The 20,224-nt window shown below is 50.0% G+C and carries 17 protein-coding genes; 11 read left to right on the top strand and 6 right to left on the bottom strand.

The features are described 5' to 3' along the window. Positions 1-14: 14 nt before the first annotated feature. Positions 15-1,619, bottom strand: a complete 1,605-nt coding sequence (locus NSS79_RS33250; protein ID WP_342437695.1) for a copper amine oxidase N-terminal domain-containing protein — start codon at positions 1,617-1,619, stop codon at positions 15-17. Between the two features lie 157 nt (positions 1,620-1,776). On the opposite strand from NSS79_RS33250, the gene NSS79_RS33245 reads away from it, so the two are divergent. Together NSS79_RS33245 and NSS79_RS33240 are read left to right on the top strand one after the other, a co-directional pair. Next, on the top strand, positions 1,777-2,355 hold the full coding sequence (locus NSS79_RS33245) for an RNA polymerase sigma factor (protein ID WP_076113569.1): 579 nt from the start codon (positions 1,777-1,779) through the stop codon (positions 2,353-2,355). Next, positions 2,348-3,154, top strand: a complete 807-nt coding sequence (locus NSS79_RS33240; RefSeq protein ID WP_342437694.1) for an anti-sigma factor — start codon at positions 2,348-2,350, stop codon at positions 3,152-3,154. Before NSS79_RS33245 ends, NSS79_RS33240 begins: the two co-directional genes overlap by 8 nt. Before the next feature lie 96 nt (positions 3,155-3,250). On the opposite strand, the gene NSS79_RS33235 is transcribed toward NSS79_RS33240, so the two are convergent. Then, positions 3,251-4,048, bottom strand: a complete 798-nt coding sequence (locus NSS79_RS33235) for an AIM24 family protein (RefSeq protein WP_076113567.1) — start codon at positions 4,046-4,048, stop codon at positions 3,251-3,253. Positions 4,049-4,467: 419 nt separating this feature from the next. Between NSS79_RS33235 and NSS79_RS33230 the strand changes: the two genes are divergently transcribed. Further along, positions 4,468-6,174 (top strand): ABC transporter ATP-binding protein, encoded by a 1,707-nt coding sequence (locus tag NSS79_RS33230; RefSeq protein ID WP_342437693.1) that lies wholly within the window; start codon positions 4,468-4,470, stop codon positions 6,172-6,174. 95 nt (positions 6,175-6,269) lie between these two features. Here NSS79_RS33230 and NSS79_RS33225 read toward each other — a convergent pair whose 3' ends face one another. Both NSS79_RS33225 and NSS79_RS33220 read right to left on the bottom strand, forming a co-directional pair. Continuing rightward, positions 6,270-6,827 (bottom strand): DUF5823 family protein, encoded by a 558-nt coding sequence (locus tag NSS79_RS33225; RefSeq protein ID WP_342437692.1) that lies wholly within the window; start codon positions 6,825-6,827, stop codon positions 6,270-6,272. 35 nt (positions 6,828-6,862) lie between these two features. Next, positions 6,863-7,750 (bottom strand): AraC family transcriptional regulator, encoded by an 888-nt coding sequence (locus tag NSS79_RS33220; protein ID WP_256718234.1) that lies wholly within the window; start codon positions 7,748-7,750, stop codon positions 6,863-6,865. 190 nt (positions 7,751-7,940) lie between these two features. Here NSS79_RS33220 and NSS79_RS33215 point away from each other — a divergent pair, with 190 nt between their 5' ends. Together NSS79_RS33215 and NSS79_RS33210 are read left to right on the top strand one after the other, a co-directional pair. Then, entirely contained in the window at positions 7,941-8,810 is an 870-nt protein-coding gene (locus NSS79_RS33215; protein ID WP_342437691.1) for an SMI1/KNR4 family protein, read from the top strand. Between the two features lie 473 nt (positions 8,811-9,283). Beyond that, a complete protein-coding gene (locus tag NSS79_RS33210; RefSeq protein WP_340895982.1) occupies positions 9,284-10,411 on the top strand; it encodes a nucleotidyltransferase domain-containing protein in 1,128 nt (375 codons plus the stop codon). 62 nt (positions 10,412-10,473) lie between these two features. On the opposite strand, the gene NSS79_RS33205 is transcribed toward NSS79_RS33210, so the two are convergent. Next, on the bottom strand, positions 10,474-11,628 hold the full coding sequence (locus NSS79_RS33205) for an MFS transporter (RefSeq protein WP_342440488.1): 1,155 nt from the start codon (positions 11,626-11,628) through the stop codon (positions 10,474-10,476). 310 nt (positions 11,629-11,938) lie between these two features. Between NSS79_RS33205 and NSS79_RS33200 the strand changes: the two genes are divergently transcribed. From NSS79_RS33200 to NSS79_RS33190, 3 genes are all read left to right on the top strand, one after another. Continuing rightward, the gene (locus NSS79_RS33200; RefSeq protein WP_342437690.1) at positions 11,939-12,520 is read left to right on the top strand and encodes a TetR/AcrR family transcriptional regulator; all 582 of its coding nucleotides are present in this window, start codon (positions 11,939-11,941) and stop codon (positions 12,518-12,520) included. A gap of 99 nt (positions 12,521-12,619) precedes the next feature. Next, positions 12,620-13,330, top strand: coding sequence for a DUF421 domain-containing protein (locus tag NSS79_RS33195; RefSeq protein ID WP_342437689.1), 711 nt, complete (start codon positions 12,620-12,622; stop codon positions 13,328-13,330). A gap of 149 nt (positions 13,331-13,479) precedes the next feature. Next, complete coding sequence (locus NSS79_RS33190) at positions 13,480-14,235, top strand: sugar phosphate nucleotidyltransferase (protein ID WP_342437688.1); 756 nt, start codon at positions 13,480-13,482, stop codon at positions 14,233-14,235. Positions 14,236-14,342: 107 nt separating this feature from the next. On the opposite strand, the gene infC is transcribed toward NSS79_RS33190, so the two are convergent. Continuing rightward, positions 14,343-14,858, bottom strand: a complete 516-nt coding sequence (gene infC / locus NSS79_RS33185) for a translation initiation factor IF-3 (RefSeq protein WP_342437687.1) — start codon at positions 14,856-14,858, stop codon at positions 14,343-14,345. Positions 14,859-14,997: 139 nt separating this feature from the next. Between infC and NSS79_RS33180 the strand changes: the two genes are divergently transcribed. The 3 genes from NSS79_RS33180 to NSS79_RS33170 all read left to right on the top strand — a co-directional run bounded on the left by NSS79_RS33180 (position 14,998) and on the right by NSS79_RS33170 (position 20,194). Beyond that, the gene (locus NSS79_RS33180) at positions 14,998-15,456 is read left to right on the top strand and encodes a RidA family protein (protein WP_038597981.1); all 459 of its coding nucleotides are present in this window, start codon (positions 14,998-15,000) and stop codon (positions 15,454-15,456) included. Between the two features lie 16 nt (positions 15,457-15,472). Beyond that, complete coding sequence (locus NSS79_RS33175; protein ID WP_342437686.1) at positions 15,473-16,801, top strand: Imm51 family immunity protein; 1,329 nt, start codon at positions 15,473-15,475, stop codon at positions 16,799-16,801. Between the two features lie 936 nt (positions 16,802-17,737). Further along, positions 17,738-20,194: a hypothetical protein gene (locus tag NSS79_RS33170; protein ID WP_342437685.1), complete on the top strand. Its 2,457-nt coding sequence runs from the start codon at positions 17,738-17,740 to the stop codon at positions 20,192-20,194. Positions 20,195-20,224: the final 30 nt, after the last annotated feature.

The following is a 20,224-nucleotide window of genomic DNA, read 5'->3' as shown; positions in this document are numbered from 1 at the left end:
GCCTACTATATTGATTAATGGGAATGTTCCATTTCCATCATCATGGCTTTGGTCAGCGTAATGGCTCCGTTCGCACTGTTCCAATTCACATTCCAGCTGAGCAGTTCGGCAATGAAGCGCAGTGGAACTTGCACCCGGCCGCCGTGCAGGAAGACCGGAACGCCGATCTCTTTGTGTTGTCCATTAAGCTCCATATACGATTTACCGACCGAGAATACGGCGGTGTTCTCGCCATCCTTGACCCAAACCGTCTGTTTGGCGTTATCCCAGATGACTTTGACTCCGACAGCTTCTCCGAGATAACGAAGCGGGATTACTACGCTGCCCCTTTTTACGAATGGGGCTACATCCATTTTGGCGGTTTTTCCATTAATGGTTAACGTGGTGCTTCCGGTTTTCATCCCGATTGTGGTTACTGGAGACATGGGAGCTTTACCGTGGAATTTATCCGGGAATTGCGCCACGATGCCTCCGGTCAATTCACTTGCAGTAGCAAACATATGGGCATAAGCTGTACGCTCGAACGCATAGGTGTTCTTAAAATCCTTGCTGACATAGCTATCGAAGGCGCTCAGCAGGTGATCGATGTGCATTTTCAGGCCGTCTGCAATAGCAGCCGTCTGGAAGTATTGCGGATTCGCGCTGTTAAAGAACATCGCCTGCTTCATACGGTAGTCTTCCAGTTCCGCAACTGCCTTCTGGCGTCCGGCTTCATCTTTGGCGCCTGTAGCCTTCACATAATCTACAAAATAGCCAATATGCGAAGACCACACGGTATGGAATGCTTCACCGGCAGGTTTGCCATAGACCGATGCAATTGCAGCGGACAGGTCATCCGTATTGCCGTTCAGAGCTCCTGCTGCTGCGGCGAAATCGGGGGCTCCGTCAATGCCTTTTTGCATCGCGAGTACGGCCAGGCTTGCATGCTCACCAAGCAATTGTCCAAGACCTGCACGCAGATCAATCCCCGGAGAGTCAACGGTGCCGACAGGGAATTTAGCTGGGAACTGTGCCTCAATGCCACCCGCCAGTGTATCGGCTGTCATGTACATATGGGCATAGGCGGTGCGCAGGTCGGAGTAAGCGGTGGCATAGTCCTTACTCACATAGCTGTCGAACGCTTCCAGCAGGTGATTGATGTGCAGCTTCAATCCGTCGGCAATCGCCGTTTTGCCAAAATATTTCGGATTGGCCATGTTAAAGAACTCGGCTTGCTTCATGCGGTAATCTTCCAGCTCCGCAATGGCTTTTTGGCGTCCGGCTTCGTCTTTAGCTGCTGTTGCCTTCACATAGTCTACGAAATAGCCGATATGGGAGGACCAGATCGGTTTGAACGCCTCGCCAGCCGCTCTGCCGTAGACTGAAGCAATCGCTGCTGTCAGATCATCGGTATTCTGGGATAGTGCGGCGGCGGCATCACCGAAATCGGCGGCGCCATCGTAGCCTTTTTGCATCGCGATCACCGCGAGCAGCGCGTGTTCACCAAGCAATTGGCCCAGTCCGGCCCGCAAATCCGGTGCAGGACCTGTGGTATTAACTTCGTGGGCGCTGGCAAGCGCCGGTATGAATAAACTTAAACACAACATAAGAATGACCATTTTACTTTGTAATCTTTTCATCTTCTCACCCCTTCAATCAAAGTTGAGCCGCTTATCAAAAGCGGTTATACTCAGTGAAACGCAGGATATTGAGAGTTGGATCACAGGGTGAGAAAACTTTTTGCGAAAAATTGAATGAATGAGTGTAGAGGAACGCTGGGAAAAAGGAGGACTGGGATTGTTTGATACAGCTGACGATGGGCAATTGATTGAGCGCATAATGCAAAAAGACCCGGATGCCCTCGAAAGGCTTTACGACCGATATGAACAGGTGATCTATAGCTTTGCCTACCGGATAGTAAAGGACTCGATGGCGGCCGAGGAAGTGATGCAGGAGCTGTTCCTGCGTATTTGGAAGAATGCAGAGCACTTTGATGCGGCCAAGGGGAAGCTCACCACCTGGATGTTCACGGTGACCCGCAATATTGCCATAGACCATCTTCGCAAGCGGAGCACAAGGGTTCCGCAGCAAGCCGGATCGGAGAGTCTGGAGCTGATCCAGGATCAGGCGACGATGACCGAGGAAACGGCCAGGCTGCTGATGGCCGGGGAGCAGGTAAGGGCAGCACTGAGAGAGCTGAGCAGGGATCAGCAGCAGGTTCTGGATATGATCTATTATCAGGGCTTAACCCAGCAGGAGGCAGCAGACCTTGCATCCATTCCGCCGGGCACGGTCAAGAGCAGGGTAAGATTGGCGATGAAACAGCTCCAGAAGCGATTGAGCCATTGGGGAAGGAGGGAGCATGTTCATGACTGAAGAGACGAACGATAGATGTGAACTGGTTGAATTGTATGTTCTGGAAGCCTTGCCGGAAGATGAAATGCAGAAATTCGAAGCTCATTTAATGGAGTGCACAGATTGTAGCAAGCGGGTGAAGGAATATCGCAACGTGATGGACATGCTTCCTCTTGCCTCCGAGCCTGTTCAGCCGCCCTCGGGAATGAAGTCACGGATAATGTCCCGGGTACTGGTAGCGGATGCTCCGGCACAGGTCAAACGTTCAATAGAAGAGGAGCCGGTCCAGGCACTTCCTGTAGAACGGGAAGTGAAGACAGTGCCCCCGGCAGCGCCCGCCAAAAAAATCCCGTTCTGGCGGTACGTAAGCCTGGGTCTTGCCGCAGCGGTGCTGATTATGATGATCTATGCGGGACAGCTGCGGCAGGATGTGGACCAGCTCCAGCAGCAGCTTTCCGGCGGCACAAAGCCGGCACAGGAGCTTAAGGTTGATGAGTCGGTCGCGCTGAGTCCGGCGGCCAAGGATATTGTGGCCAGCGGTTTGGCAACGATCGTCGTTGACAGCAGCGGCACACATCTTGTCGTTCAAGCGGAGAATCTGCCGGAGCTGACAGGAACGGAAGTGTATCAGGTATGGCTGATCAAGGGAGATACCCCGCAGAATGCAGGAACCTTTGTATCTAGTGAGGGGAGTGGCGCGCTCTATTATTCATTCAAACCGCAGGAATACGATACAGTGGCGATCACCCTTGAGCCAGACGCCGGTGGAGAAACACCACGGGGGCAGATGGTCCTTACCTCACCGATAAAAAAAGGGTAACAGGGAAGGAATAGGAGTTAAATCCCTGCATACCGAAGAAGACAATGGGCCATCCAAGCGGATGGCCCTTGTTCAAAATATAAGTTAGTTTACGGATCAAGACGTGGGATTCGCTTGGAACAGACTGTTTTTGTACTGAATCAGCGGTGCCAGCCACACCATACCCGTGCCCCGGTATACATTGACCAGACCCTCGCCGGAGGCCGCAGAGCCCATCCGGGTTTTGCCGGATTTCTCGACGGTGAAGTCCAGGGAATTGGACCACATTAACGCAAAGTTTCCATCCACCTTCAGTACATCATTCTGCAATTCGATGACGACGGCTTCTTCGGAAGGAATTGGTGCTTCCAGTGCCAGGATGCCTTTTCCTTTGGCGCTTAGATTAAACAGTCCTTCTCCTCCGAGTACGGCAGAGGATGCGTTCTTACGCGCAGTGACAGCAATGTCCAGTGTCGACTCGCAAGCCAGGAACATGCCATCGTCAATGACGATATGGTCGTTGTCGACATCAATCAGCCATAAATATTTATAGGTGGTCTCCAGCAGAATCGTTCCCGTACCTTTGTAAAGCGGTTTGATTGCCGTGGTGCCGGTCACCGCACTGGAGACGATGTTTCTCATGAGCCCTCCAACACCCTTAACCCCGGAGGTCATTTCAATATTGCCAATCATATATTGCATCGCCCCTGCGCTCAGCATAACCTCGCTGTTGCTCAGTTCAATCATAAGCTGCTTGTTGCGCATATTGCTTTTGCTCATGAAGAAGTTGGTTTGGGCTTCCAGCAGTGTGGTGCTGCTCAGATCCTCTTTATATTCGATGACCGTAAATCCGCCAAGCTGCTCCTTAATCACCACATTGCTGTTATCTTTCAGATTATTAATCGTGTAAGCCATAATATACACTCCTCCACCCTCGCAGATATTGTGACAATACGCAGTTGCCTTCAAGGCATAGGTATTCGACAAGAAAGGGCAGTATCCTTGCTTTTCACTCTTGAATAATAACAATACGAAATATATAATATGGAGAATCTGACAAATGAGGTGAATGGATGTCTTTCCGTATCGTTCCGAGGAACTAGTAATCGGGCTGGGTAACACGCGTACCAGCTATCAAGGGGGCGGTCTGTCTCTTTGATCAACTATTACTAGCATTCGGAATGGTGTCGGGCAGTCATTTTACGGAGCCGGGACACTAAGCGGTTTAACTTTGGGCCACACATTTTTGAATTGTGGGGGTTCTCTGGAGTTGAACGGCGAGGGAAGTCCCGGCTTTTTTATATACTTCATTTGAAAGATTGGGGATAGCTGTGATGTTGAGAAAATGTCTTGTCCATCTGAAAGGGTGGATTGTGCTGTATATCAGTTTAGGTTTTGCCATTCAATTCTTAAGCAGTCTGGGGATTGTGGTCTTTCAGAAGATCCTGGATAGGGCTGTGGAAGGAACATCTTTAGGAGAAATATCGGGTTTTATTGTGAGCTATGGGGTAATGCTGGGCCTGGTGGTCGTCCTTAACTATGTGGATGAATATCCAAGCGCCCATCTGTCGAACAGCATCACGGAGCGATTGAAGATCCTGGCACTGTCCAAAATATCCAAAATCGATTATCTGGCCTATCAGGAGATGGGTACAGGCCAAATGATCAAAGTGATTGAGAACGGCGCAGCGGCCGGCAACAGCATTATATACTCCTTTTTCCTCAAAACCCTGCATGAGCTGCTGCCCACGATAATCTTCAGCCTGATCTTCATCAGCTTCTACGATATGCGGATCATGCTGGTGATTGCTGCCGGCTATGTCGTGATCTTCCTGATCACAAACGTATTGCTCAAAGTTTTGTACCGGATCAAGTCGACCATACTTCAAGAGCAAGAAGCGATGTCCAGATATTCCATTCGTGGATTTATGGAGCTGGTCGTCTTCCGGACGAACAGAAAGTATGAGCAGGAAATCCGCAAAATAAGTGATACCGCAAGAAATATCATTCATAAAAGCGCTCAGCTGCAGATGATTCATGAGTCCTTTTTTGCAATCTTCGAACTGTTTATTACCGTCATCAAAGTGATTGTACTGATCTACGGGGTGAGGAACGTGGTATCAGGTCAGGCTTCCCTTGGGGTGATGGTCGCATTGTTTATGTTTATTGATAAAATTTATACGCCGATTGCCATTTTCAATGTGCTGTTCGTGAATTATCGGCTGAATAAGGTAACCTACCAGCGGTTTGAGCAGTTCATCAACGCGCCGGAGGACCGGAATCTGGAGGCCGGAACAGCAATTACGGAGCTGCGGGGTGCTTTTGAATTCAGAGATGTGTCTTTTGGATATGGAGAGGTTCCGGTTCTGCGGCAATTATCCTTTTCGATTGCGCCCGGAACATCGGTTGCTCTGGTGGGACTGAGCGGAAGCGGGAAATCGACGATCATCAAATTAATGGCCGGACTGTTGAAAAAGAGCGGAGGCCAGCTGCTGCTCGACGGCATGGAGTTGGATCAAGTTTGCCTGAACAGCTATTACGAACATATCTCCTATCTCTCCCAGGACAGTCCGATTTTTGACGATTCGATCCGGGGGAATATGGTGTTCGAGCAGAGCCTTCCGGATGAAGAGCTGTATGCTGTACTGGACAAAGTTCATTTGAAGGAGAAGGTGCTGCAGCTGCCGGAGAAGCTGGACACCCTGGTAGGGGAGAAAGGCCTCAAATTGTCGGGTGGGGAAAGACAGCGGTTAGCCTTTGCCCGGGCTATTTTGCAGAAGAGAAATGTTGTCATTCTGGATGAACCGGTATCAGCCCTCGATAATATTACGGAGAAAAGCATCATGGAAACGGTCTTCCGCGAATTTCAGCACAAAACGGTGATCATTATAGCCCATAGGCTGAATTTTATTAAAGAGGTCGACAAGATTCTTGTGATGGAGAACGGCTGTCTTGCGGGCGAAGGAGATTTCGGGTCCTTAATGGAACAGTGCGCTCCCTTCAGAGCCTTGTGGAATAATGGCAGGGGAATTGTGGAGTAAAAGGATCGAAGAAACGGCTACCGTTCTTATTAGAACAGTAGCCGTTTCTCTCTAATAACACTGGATTCTTCCGCCAGCATGATGCTGCCGGGTATCTAACCAAACTCTTCCCTTTGCGAGATCTTGAACAGTGCAGCAAAAATGGCGGTGGCAATGGATAAGGTGATCAGATAGGGCTGTGACATCGTCAACTCCGCAAACCAATACTCCCCGGCCAGCAGGAAGATAACATAAGCCAGACCCAGACCGAAGAGAAAGGAGCTTATTTCCCCGGCATCTCTTTTGATGTTCAATTTCCGGGTAATCAGTGACAAAACTACGGACAGATCATACGTGATCAGCATAAGCATACCGGCAGTATAGTAGGTGCGGTCCTCCATCGGAGCAACCCCTTGGTCGATAATACCTGCAAAAAACTTTGCTATAAGCATGGCCACGATCCAGGCGATCAGGTGGGAAGCTGTCTCTATAAGAAGATTTTTCAAATAGCTTCCTGCAGTGAACTGCGCCCGGTTCTCCCAATAGGAATAGATGAGGATATACAGGGCAAGTCCGATGCAGCATGTATATAAATATCCGGGTAATTCCCCTGAAAACAGTTCTGTCAGAAGTTTAATGCCTGTCTTTAATACTTCTCTAATGATGGAAAACAAATTACAGCCTCCCCAAACCTATGCCGTATAAGAAACTATTGGTCAAATTTCAGATTTTGCGGTTCCGGCGGAAAGACTTCTGCATCCACCAGACCATCCGTTACCGGGATATCCTTGCCTACTTCTTCAAATTCACAATCTCCCAGCCATACCTTCCCGGGGCCTGTCAACAGGATTCCGATATTGATACATACGGCTTCGGGAGGTACATCCAGCACACAAGCGTAATGGTTCCATTCCGTGGTCCCCCGAATGCTTCTGTGCTGCATGTTGTCGAAGGCTAACAGGTTCTGCAGCTTATCATCAATCCGCATCCATAAACCGCACCAGTCGGTGACACTCTCCGTACTGACAAAGCCGGAAAACCGCATCCGCTTTCCCGCATACGGCTGGGCTTGGAATTGCTGCATCACCGTACCGAAATCATTGAACTCAAATGTTTCTCCGGCCGTAGACTGCAGACAGACAGAGGGGGTGGTCTTATAGTGGATTCGGGTATCCAGCGTCACCTTATACTTCTCCGGAGTCGTTCCGGTAACTTTCCAGCCTTTAATTTCTGACATTGTGTAGACCTCTCTTTCCTGAATCAGCAGTTTCATCTGCGCTCTATATTGGGCAGGCGGTAAAGCATAGATTTCTTTAAAAGCTCTGGTAAAGGCTTCCTGGCTCTCAAATCCATATTGCAGTGCGATGTCAAGAATGCGTTCCTCCGAATAAAGCAGGAGATTTGCCGCACAGCTTAGCCTGCGGGTGCGGATATGATCATACACACTTTTGCCGACATATTTACGAAAAATCCGGTGGAAGTGATACTTGGAGAACCCCGCTTCTTGTGCAATCCGTTCCAGGCTGAGCTCCTCTTCGAGATGCTGTTCAATATACTCAATGCTCGTATGGATCAAATGGTAGTACAGTGTGTTCACCCCTTCCGGCAAGTAATACTATATAACATACATCTGAACCGATTTTGATGAATCTTGCTATGATTTAAACATCATCTTGTGCGTCTTCCGGTGCAGCATAAAGTTCCACTTCGTCCTTGGTTGGCTGGAATCAGGCTGGAAATGGTATAATTCCTATAGGTAGTAGTTATCGAACTGGGAGGCATAAATAATGAGTGAAAATCTGTTGGAACAACTGGAATTGTGGCATGAAGAAGATGAGATTCAGGAGATCGTCGATGCGATTGAAGAGATTGATCCGGAGGAACGGGATTATGTGCTGAATAGCCACTTGGGCAGAGCGCTGAATAATCTCGGACGTTATGAAGAGGCACTGGAGCTTTTTGAGGAAATCGCCGAAGAGGGTGAAGAGGATCCGCTGTGGCATTTCCGCGTAGGCTTCTGCCATTACTATCTGAAGCAATATGATGAAGCCATCAGAGAGTTTGAAATCGCTGACAAGCTGGACCCTGAAGATGAAGATACCCTGGAGTTTCTGACACTCAGCCGCCGTAAAGCCGCTAAGAAGAAGTCCACTGTCAAGAAGCCTGTACAGAAATTCGACTTCTCGAACTTTTGGGATGACAGCGAGTATGCGCTCGATACCTACGTATCAGCACCGCCTTCGGATGAGCTGATTGCTTCCGTAGAGGAAGAATTGGTCTTCAAACTGCCGGCGTTTTATACTTCCATGATGAAATTACATAACGGAGGAATTCCACACAACACTCGTGTTCCTTTAGGACAAGAGGATCTCGAAATTTCCGGGTTTCTGGGCATTGGACGGGATAAGAGTCAATCGCTGTGCGGAGCTGCGGGTAGCCGGGTTAGGATTGAAGAGGGCGGATACCCTGAGATTGGCGTAGTCATTTGCGACACCCCTGCCGCAGAGCATGAAGTAGTAATGCTGGATTACCGCTCATTCGGCAATGACGGCGAACCGGAGGTTGTTCATGTGGACAAGGACAATAACTACAAGATCACGAAGCTGGCCAATAACTTTGAGGCCTTTATTCGCGGACTGGTGAGTGCGGAGAACTGAGTTGCCGCGGATAGAATCGTGCAGTTCAGTGTAAGGACGTCATGCTGAATAGTTGTAATGCAAAGGCTCTCTATAAGGAGGGCCTTTTTGCATTTGATAAGAAGGGACATATATAGATTGAACTTGGAAAATAAAAAAGGTGGAAGTGACGGAGGGGAAGTTTGGAACTGTAGGAGCGATAGCGTCCGCCTGAAAGCTTTCCGTAGGAAAGCTCTCTTCGAAAGCATAGGCAGTCTGTGGATTTCAACCGCTTAGAGCGGAATAAAACCAAGAAATCTGCAGACAACAGCGGCCGGAAGTCCAAACATTCACCGCAGTTACGATAATAACCCAAAATAAAAGATCTAAAGTTCAAACTATATAGCCGGTTCTTCTGGACAGTAGACAAAAATTATAGCTGAACTCTGCCTAAACGGGTGGATTAAACTTTGATATGATGACGGGGCAAGGCTTACACAACGGGAGGAAATAAAATGTTGAATGTGTTTGATGTTGCCAAGACGCTTGTACATCAAATTGAAAAAGTTTATTCCGAAGATATCGCGCTGGTTGCTTATTACGGGTCATATGCTCAAGGGACGGCTACTAAACGCTCGGACCTGGACTTCTTTTTCATTCCGGCTACGCCTGAAGGTTACGGGGCAAGCATTCAGTTTATTATTGATGACATCAGTTTCGACTTTTGGCCAATCAGTTGGGAACGTGCGGCAAGCATGGCCTCATTTGAGGAATTCAAAACTTCGATTATCGCTGACTGCAAGCTGCTGTACGTGCGCTCAGAGGAAGACAGGGAAAGATTCATGAAGCTGCGTGAACCTATTTCCAGCATGCAATCCCCGGAAAATAGACGCAACAGGGTCGGAAAAGCAGAAGCCGAGTTCTGCAATGTATACACACATCTGTATAACCTTTGCCGCACCGGTGCATCCGAGAATATAGCGTATTACAGAACAGAAGCGTACGGCTTATTAACGAGGGGGCTGCAAAGCCTGGCGTTGCTGAATGGAACATACTATAAAAGCGGCTTCGGCAAAAACCGGGAGCAAGTTCTCAGTCTTCCGTTACAACCGCCCCGCCTGGAGCCGCTGATGGAAACCATTATGCGCAGCAGCGTAACAAGCGAGATTGTAGAAGCTTGTGAGGAACTGGTAGCGGGTATATTTGCTATTCTGTCAGCGGAGCAGGAAATGGGTTATGACGCACCTTCTTACCCCGACCGGATGAAGGGTTGCTATGAAGAGGTGAAGGGCGTTCTGGACAAAATCATTACCGCTTGCGAAAGGAATGATTATGATACGGCATTCTTTTCCGCCATACAGGCACAGGAGGAGATCGCCAGTTTTTTATTTCTTGCCGAGACGGGAATCTGGCCCAGCGATTTGATGCTTCATTCGGCTTATGAGAACGTATACCGGCGGTTGGGATTCCCGGAGCTGGCTGGATTGCTGAACCCGGATGACCTATCACCGTTACAAACCGCTGTGGAACGGTTAAACGCTGATTTGGAAGGGCTTTTCCGCTCCAAGGGAGTGGAGATCAACCGCTTCGCGGATATTGAAGAATTTGAAGCATTTCTAAAGGGGAAATACGCAACAGCATAATTTATTCTGCGGGAGCAAAGCACTCATCCTTAAAGGGATGGGTGCTTTTTGTGATGTTGGAATCAGTACAATCGGTGTGTCAATGCCCAGAAGAGCAGGGCCAATGCACTGACCACTGCGCCCAGCAAGCATACTCCGTTCCAGCCCATGTGCTCATAGATCGTGGTCGATGCAATGGACCCGGTGGCGCTGCCGATGGAATAAAAAATCATGTAACCGGCGGTAAGCCGGCTTCGCGCTTCAGGCCGCACAGAGAGAATCATGCTCTGGTTGGTGACATGTACCGCTTGCACGGCCAGGTCAAGCAGGAGGATACCAGCGATTAAGGCCCAAAGCGAATGTTCGGTATAACTGATAGGCAGCCATGACACAAGCAGCAGAATCAGTGCCGCGCCGGTGGTCCGCTGCCCTAATCCCCGATCTGCAAGCCGCCCTGCCCGCGCTGCCGCTAACGCCCCGGCGGCTCCAGCTAGGCCAAACGCTCCAATTGCAGTGTGTGAAAGAGAAAGCGGCGGAGCACTAAGCGGCAGCACAAGCGAGGTCCATAGGATACTGAAAGCAGTGAAAATCATCAGGGCGAGAGCAGCACGAATGCGCAGGACTCGTTCCTGCAAGAACAAGGTGAGTGTAGAGCGCAGCAGCTGCAAATAGGATAATGACTCTCTTTCATGCTCCTCATGAGGCAGTACCCGGAACAATACGCCAGCCATAAGCAGCGATAATCCAGCAGAGACTACGTAAACAGAGCGCCAGCCGGCTAAATCCGTCAATAGGCCGGCAAACGTCCGTGCAAGCAGAATGCCGATGACGATTCCACTGGTTACGAGACCGACGACACGTCCGCGTTCGGCTGGCGCCGCAAGGGTTGCCGCGAACGCAACGAGCGTCTGCGTCACTACGGCGAGCAGGCCAACAATGGCCATACCTATGAACAATACGATGCTGGAAGAGGCAGTTCCCACCACAACTAAAGCCAGGACGGATAAAAGCATCTGTCCGGCGATCAGCGAGCGCCGGTTCAGAAGATCACCGAGCGGAACCAGCAGCAGCAGTCCCAGGGCGTAACATGCTTGTGTGATTGTAATAACGATTCCGGCGGATGAATGAGGGATGCGGAACTCATCCGCAATAGCGTCAAGCAAAGGCTGTGCGTAATAAATATTGGCGACAGCAAGCCCGCAGGCGATGGCAAACAAGAGCGGCACATAACGGGGCATTGCAGAGCGGGGTGCTTCTGCTTGAGCTGGCTCCAATCCGGTGCCTGTATCCTCTACTGCAATGAACTTCGTTTCTGCATCAAGCTTCTTCAAAGCTTATACCTCCATGAATTTAGTATTGAGCAATTCATTAATAACATACCAATTGGTACATAATTAGTCTTAGGAAATATACTGCTATAAAATGCTTTTTGTCAAGGAATTAAAGCGAAATTATGCGGGGGTCGAGCTAAAAAATGTGGATTATTGATAAGTAATCTATGGTATTATAGATGAATAACATACCGTTCGATACGTAAAGGGGTGCATTATGGCTAGGCTTCGCGAATTTAATGAGGAAAAGGCACTGGATGCAGCTATGCAGCTATTTTGGGAAAAGGGGTTCGAAGCGACCTCATTAAGCGATTTAACATCGGCTATGGGCATTCAGCGGCCAAGCATCTATTCGGCCTTTGGAGATAAAAAAGGACTATTTGAGGCAGCTTTGCGGAAATACACAAGTGCCCACGCTTCTGATGTTCGTGCCAGCCTTCAAAGGAATGTAACGGTTAGAGAGGCATTCCGTGATTTTTTTGATGCTCTGGTGGCAAAAGAATATGGAAACGGCACGAATTGGGGATGTTTCTGCATCAATTCAATGGTGGAGCTTGCACCTCATGATGAGAAGTTTGAAATCCTGACGAGGGAGCACCAGATGTATCTTTCGGTAATATTTCAGGAAACAATTGAACGAGGGGTGCGTTCAGGCGAACTGGATGCCTCTATTAACGCCAAAAGTTTGGCACAGACACTGGTCGTGTCACTGATAGGACTCACGGTAATGCTGAAATCCCGTCCTGAACGGTCATTCGTCGATAATTTTGTGAAGGAGATCCTTACATTGCTTAAATAATCAACCAGGTCCCGCAGCGCATCCCTACAGGTGAGGATTCTCAAGCCCTGCTGTTTCTTTTGAACCCGTTTGGAAATAATGGGGGGAGGAGGCTTGAAGATGAACTATGTAGAAATTCTTATGCGGACCATTCTCGCAGTGGGACTGCTGCTGCTCATTCCCCGAATCTTAGGCAAGCAGACCCTTTCGAGCATGACGTCGAACGATTTCGTGACCAGCATTACGCTGGGCTCCCTGGCGGCCAACCTGGCCTTCAATATTAGCCTGAAATCCTCATATCTTGTCCTGTCTCTGGTTGTGATTACAGCCATCTCGTTCCTGCTCTCCTTCATTGCGCTCAAAAGCCGCAGCCTGCGCAGCTGGATCTCCGGCTCCCCCACCGTACTGATCGAGGACGGCAAAATCATGGAGGCCAACATGCGTAAGATCCACTATACGCTGGATTCGCTGGATCAGGCGCTGAGAGAGAAGGATATTTTTAATATTGAAGAGGTCGAATATGCTGTACTTGAGGATAACGGACAGGTCTCTGTTCTGAAGAAGGAAGCGTATCAGTTCGTCACGAAGCAGGATCTGGGGCTGGCGCTGCAATCGCAGGTTTTTCCCGTGGAGCTGATTATGGATGGCGTGGTGGAGGAGGACAATCTGAAGCGGAACGGGCTGACCCGGGAGTGGCTGGAGAATGAGCTGAGGCAGAAGCAGAAAGGGAAGTCGCTGGCTGATGTGTTCTATGCGGTAAGAGGCACGCAGCAGCAGGTGGTGTTCGATTTCTATGAGGACGGGATACAGCAGCCGCTGGATCAGGAGTAGTGGATGAACAGACGATGGAGATTTCCTTGTCCAGAGAGTTGGCGGGCTTAGACTATAAATGAATCCATTTCTACTAGGTTCGCTTGGCTGTCCGTCGCCGGTGGTATATAGTAGAGGGACATTTTCCAAGGTAGAGGAGCGAACAGGGAATGATTGCATTAATCTTGGCTGCGGGGTATGCGACCCGTCTCTATCCGTTAACCAGGGATACGCCGAAGCCGCTGCTGCCGGTTCAAGGAAACCGTACAATTCTGGATCTGCTAATTGACCGTCTGGAGGTACTGGAGGAGATTACGGAGATTCTGATTGTGACGAATGACCGCTTTTTTCATGCTTTTGAGCAGTGGCATCAGCAGTACAGGGGGCCGAAGCCGATTCGTATTCTGAATGACGGTACCTCCTCCCCAGAGGGGCGGTTAGGAGCGATTGGCGATATCCAGTTTGTCATCGGGCGGGAACAGCTGCAGGAGGATTTGCTGGTGCTGGCGGGCGACAATGTGCTCGGCTTTGGCCTTGAGGGGTATCTGAATTATTTTCATAAAGTCGATACAGACTGCATTCTGGTCCGGACAGTGGACGATATCGAGGAACTGCAGAGTGTTGGCGTGGCGGAGCTGGATGCACAGAGGCGTGTCCTTTCTTTAGAAGAAAAGCCGCAGTCACCCAAGACGAACATTGGTGTATTTGCACTCTATATCTACAAGCGATCTACATTGCCGTTATTCTCCCGTTATCTTGCCGAAGGCGGCAACCCGGATGCGCCGAGTTATTTTCCCGAGTGGCTGCATTCCCGCCAAGAGATGCGGGCCTACTATACGGAGGGTACGATTGATGATGTGGGCACCCCGGAAGCTTATGCCCAGATGCGGGCTAGACTGGGGAACGCCCAAGAGAAGCAAGGTTAATCTTCAAGCTGTAAGCAGTTCATCCTGTAGGGGATGGACTGCTTTTTTTCGTACGCCCAGCATGGGCGTCAGCTCTAGGGGGTAAGCCCCGAACGGGGGCTTACCGCTTATCGCGGATTAACTTTTACCTGCGAGCCTTTGCCGCTGGTTTGGATGCCGCTTTCCTTCAATCCGGTTTCCTTCAAGTCGCCCAGCAGCCGCTCCAGCACTGCCTTGGCAGCAGCAGCCTCCTTCGCTCCGTTCGCCTTCACGACCAGCTGCACCGGCTTGCCGGAGCGCAGATGCTTGTCTGCCTGACGCAGCTTGGTATCGTAATCATGCTCTTCGATGTGAGCGGTGAAACGAAGCTCCTTGACCTTCCCGCTGCCGCTCTGGCCGGCGGCATGTCCAGCGCCCGCTTTGCGGGACGCGGCTTCCTTCTGCGCTGCCGCTTTTCCCTTGCCCTTAGCGATCAGGCTGCAGGGAGGGGGGCTGCTCATCAGCGAGGTGCAGACGAGGTCTGCACCGGCAGAGCGGGCCATCGCCAGCGCTTCCGCTCGCGATAACGTGCCGAGCTTCTCCCCCTTGAGGCCGGTCAGCACCACCTCGGATGCTTTGATTTGCTCGTTGATGAATACGGCCATGGAAATAGGCCCTCCTTTGTAAACAATGTTAAACCTATTTTATACGAAATGAGGCTGCGGTTCACCTATACGCTAAGGTTGATTTTATTATCTAAACGGTTAGAGTAGAATTAAACACTTCTATGCGGGAGGAACAGCCATGTCTGAACAAACTGTAGCCCAGAGATTAGAGTTATTGGGGATCGTGTTGCCTAATGTCAGTGAGCCGGCCGCTAAATACGCAAACTATGTCAAAGTGAATAATCTGTTGTTTGTGTCAGGGAAGGGCCCTGCCGGGAACCCCAAGGGTAAACTTGGCGATACCTTTACTACCGCGGAAGGCTATCAATTCGCCAGACAGGCCGGGCTTGAGGTTCTGGCCGTGCTGTCGTCGGCTTTGGAATCCCTGGAGCTTGTGCGAAGAGTGGTCAAGATTCAGGGGTTCGTCAATGCCACACCGGAGTTCGAAGAGCATCATAAAGTTCTGAATGGCTGCTCTGATTTAATGCTTGAGGTCTTCGGTGACCGGGGAATGCATGCGCGATCAGTATTTGGTGCGGTATCCGTGAGAGAGAATCTACCGATTATCATCGATTCCATTTTTGAAATAGCAGAATAATCCGGGAGGGTAAACTATGGACAATCATTGGATGAACCAACTAACGCTTTGGCATGAGGCAGATGAATATCAACAAATCGTTGACAGCATTATGGAGGTTCCTGCACAAGACAGAGATTATGCGGTCATCGGCCAATTGGCGAGAGCGCTGAATAATCTGGAGCGATACGAAGAGGCGCTGGAACAGCTTTTGGCTATTGCCGGGCAGGGAGCGAATGATCCGTTGTGGCATTTTCGTGCGGGATATTCCTACTACTATTTGAAACAATATGAGGAAGCTGCCAGAGCTTTTAAAAAAGCCGACGAACTGGATCCCGGAGACCAGGATACGCTAATGCTATTAAATTGGAGTGTGCGCGGTGCCGAGAAGCAGAAAAGGGAGCAGAAGCGTTTTGCGGCTGCACAAATGGCCAAGGAACAGAGCGGTGATAGCAGCTCTTTTGAGCCAGCGGATTTCTCAGACTTTTGGGAGAACAGCGATTATGCTTTAAAAGAATATGTATCCGAGCCGCCGACGGAGGAGATGATTGCCTCAGTGGAGCAGGAGCTGGGGTACAAGCTGCCGGCCTCCTATATCGAACTGATGAAGCTGCAGAATGGAGGCATCCCGCAAAACACCTGTTTTCCTACCGGGGAAGCGACGTCATGGGCGGAAGACCATATTGCCATTTCAAGTATTATGGGAATCGGGCGGGAGAAAAGCTATTCACTGTGCGGAGATTTGGGCAGCCGCTTTATGATTGAAGAGTGGGGGTATCCGGATATTGGGGTGGTGATTTGCGACTGCCCATCTGCAGGCCATGATGTAGTGATGCTGGATTACCGTTTATGCGGCAGAGAAGGCGAACCTGCGGTTATTCATGTCGATCAGGAAGGCGATTATGAAATTACGTTTCTGGCCGGCAGCTTTGAGGCCTTTATCCGCGGATTGGTGAATGATGAGGAATATGATTATGACGTGTCTGAGGATGACGGGGATGAGGGGCTTACTCAGGAGGCAATTGAAGGAGGAGACCAGTTGAAACCCTTTATTCTGGTAGAGCAGGACAACGGCGGCATGTCAGTCATCTTAAACGCAGGCTCTTATAAAGCAGAGCTATTTCAGACACGGGAAGACGAGGGCTTCGAAGGGAGCGGTTATGACTGGGCTTCCCTGGCCTCTGTCTTTCTGGAAGAGAAGATGCCCGAGCTCGCGGACAGCATCCATTTTGACCCTGAAGCGGATATGTTCTGCGCGTATTCCAGCAATAGAGAGGCTGTGCAGAGCTTTACGGCGGGCTTCAAAGCAGCTTGTGAGGACGACGCTCTTATCCGTGACTTATTCTCCCGTGCAGAACTCGATTAGCTAAACTACTATTAAGAAGGAAAGAGAGCCGCTGCCAAGCGGCTTTTTTATTTATATCAGTTGAACTAGAGCGTGTCTTCAAACTGGAAGAACTCTGGAGAAGCAGGGATTTAGTATTGAAAGCAGGGTCCCTAAAAGCCTGCAGCGGGTTCGTTTACTCGGACTCAGGAGACGCTATGGAGAGTAAAACCCCTGTTTATTCTCTTTTGCGGACCCGGGCGACCTTATCTGCTCTGCATTCTATCTAAAAACGGCCATCAGAGAGAAATAACTGCGCTGGAGTCCGTTGTCCTCCTGTAACAGGCTAAAAGCCCCAATTAAGTGCAACTCGGTCCGTTCATGCTCAGAGCCAGGAATACACTTTCCGGACGCATACACGCCTTCGGAAGAAGAGCGAAGTCTCTAAAACACCGAGACGTAAGCCTCCACCGAAAAAACCACCTAGTGGCGAAATGCCTTTCTCCGCATGTGATCAGAAAATGCTACTGTACCTATCATTCCTTAGGGCATACAGCAGCAGGTTTTGGCGGGTGAAGCGGTTTGAAGACACGCCCTAAAGAACTACCTATGTAGATTCAACTTGAATAATTGAGATAAGGAAAGCTCGCTTCGGAAGCATAACCAGTCTACGGATTTCAACCGCTAAGAGCGGTATTCATCAAGAAATCTGTAGACAACAGCGGCCGGAAGTCCAAACATTCACCGCAGTTGCATATTATGCCGGATCGGTAAGTCTAAAGTTCAACTTATCTAGTTAAGAATTCTATACCTGCTTAGTTTTGCCAGCTGTTGCGCTTTTTGCTGCTGCATTCCGCAAGATGTTTGTGGGATGACGAAGGGTGCTTTTCGGTGTAAAACCTAAAAATATGAATTATGATTAGTCCATAAGAAAAATAATACGGCCCAAAAGTTACATAAGACAGCGGGGAGAGATGAATGGTGCTTGGACTATCCTTCGGGAACGGGATCACGCTGATACACTTCGAACAGCAGAAACCCAGGTTGTTCACTGCCGGTGATCATCTGGATTGCAGGTATATCAGAGCCTTCTTCAAAAGACAAGGCATGACGGCGACTCAATATATCGAACCTAATTTATCTAACATATATGATACAACTGCAGATATTGCTGCAATGGGGAATGAGATTATTGCGCTTCATGTAACACCGTCAAACTACCGGTTATGTAAGCGGTTGACCTCCACCCTTAAGGAGCAGGAGGGGCGGAACCGGGTCATTTGGTTTGGTAATCTGGCAGCGGTTATCGGTGAGGAAGTGTTCGGGGAAACAGAAGTGGACGGTTTGGTAAGGTGGAGTCCTGAACGGACGCTCTCCCGGCTGGTGAATACAGGGGTAGAGGGCTGGTCTGCTGTGAATGGATTTACATCCCGGACCATGGTTGGCAGAAAGCCTGGTGGAGATTCGCTGGCCCTTCCCGCGGAGGAGGAAGCCGCGGCTGCAGCAGGCGTCATGGAGCTGGATGAGCTGACCGGGGTATGGGAGGACACGTCAGACCGGAGGCGGGCGGCGATGCTGTCAGTGAAATGTGCGGATCAGCTCGGCAATCCTCATCATGTTGCCCAAGGGATACGGAGGCATTCTCCGGAGCGGCTGCAGCGTGATCTGGAGCTTGCGGTTCGGACATCCAGACAGACGGCACCCGCCATTACTATTGAGGGATTCGACCTGATCCGGGATGAGGTGCAGAGAGAGCAGATTCTGGAGGTTCTGGAGGAAGCGGAGTTCAAGGCCGGCTATAAGCTGGCTGTTCCGCTGGAAGCCTGCACATATTCAAGGCTGGAGCGATTTAAACAGTGCGGCGTAGAACAGCTCCAGATCAAGGTTCCGCTGGGTATCATGCCGGATGCCTTCCCGAAAGATGAAGCAATTAATTATATGATATGGCAAAGGCAAACCAGTCAGCCGATGACCTTCTCCGTTACGCTTACCGATGACGGAAACCGGGAAGCAGACCCCAGCCTTACGGCGGAGCTGCTGCACAGATGGATCACTGAAGGAGTGATTGAGGCGATATCTGTACGGGCAGAACCGATGGACCGGACCAAAGCCATTCAGCCCGTCATTCTCCCGGAAGCTATAGCCGCTGTAATGCTTGAGCATCTGACCACAGAGCGGCCTCCGGTCTTCTTAAACGAGTATACAGCCTATATGACCGGATACTATCCGCAGCAGGCGATCGGCGGCGGGGTCAAGCATATCGGGCTCACAGAACCACTAGAGGAAGAAGTGCCCAGTAATTATTTTGGGGAGTACACAGCCCTCAATAGCGCACTTATATACGAATATAACCAAGTATACAGGGGAGAAAACCCGAGTTATATCTATTATGATTCCGATGGGGTATGGAAGCGCAGCAACCGGAGATTTGAGGAATTGTCGGAGGCTGCTGACAAAGAAGAATACTATTTATCCAATGCTCACCAAGTGGTGCAGACGGAAGGAACTGAATATATTCTGCAGCTGAATGACTTTCTCCAGGTGGAGCCGATCCGCATCCGGCAAATGGGCTATTCAGAAGCGGCAACCAGGGAATGGGATAAGAACAACGTGGAGTTCCAGATGCTAAGAATAACATCCACAGAAGATCTGGAGGCCTATCTGGAGGATGTGGACCATTTCAGCCGAACAGGGAGCTTCCGGCACGGATATGAAATCCAGTCGTATCTGGAGGATAGCTGCCGCTGGTCAGGAGCCCAGACTTGCACAGTGAAGCAGCTTCCGAGGCTGTTCGTAGACGGCAATCAGGCGGTATCCGGGTGCAGAGGCTGCGGCGCTATCGGCACTCTGGATGATTCTATGGATAGGTTGCTGCTGCAGACTGCGGTGGTTTCGGATCGGGAGCAGCTAGTAAGAGGCTGCGCGACTTGTGAAATTAGTGATTCCTGCACCAAATGCAGTTTCCTGCCCGCCTACATGAACCGCCAGCAATATTGTAATATCCGCAAAAAACATAACACAATGCACTTATATATGCAGACCATTGAACTGCTCAAAGGGCTTAACAAATATTCGCAGGCTTTAGACGGTCTTAGTGTGGACAACTTCCGGATGTCGCTGCCAACCTGCACACACAAATACCCCAATGAGCGAAGAGGAAATGTCCGCTCGGCAGTCGCAGATACCGTATTTCTGTTCTTCATCGGGGAAACTCCGACGGTCTACCAGACTGCCAGCCAGAAATTACTGAAGCTGAGCGAGCCCATGGCACTGCTGCTGGAAGGAATGATGGCGGGTGCCAATCGCTTTGAATTGAAGCAGGCCCTTAGGGACCGCTACCAAGTCGAAGAAGAGCAAGCTGACCATATCATATCCCAGGCTACAGATTTATTTATGCAGGAGGGATGCCTGAAACATCCTGTCGCAGTTTTGTGAACGTAGCTTGCCACCTCACAAGCCTACAGC

Source organism: Paenibacillus sp. FSL L8-0436, assembly GCF_038593025.1.
Classification (GTDB): domain Bacteria; phylum Bacillota; class Bacilli; order Paenibacillales; family Paenibacillaceae; genus Paenibacillus_AQ.
The sequence above is the reverse complement of the archived record's forward strand: the minus strand, read 5'-3'. Positions and strand labels throughout refer to the sequence as shown.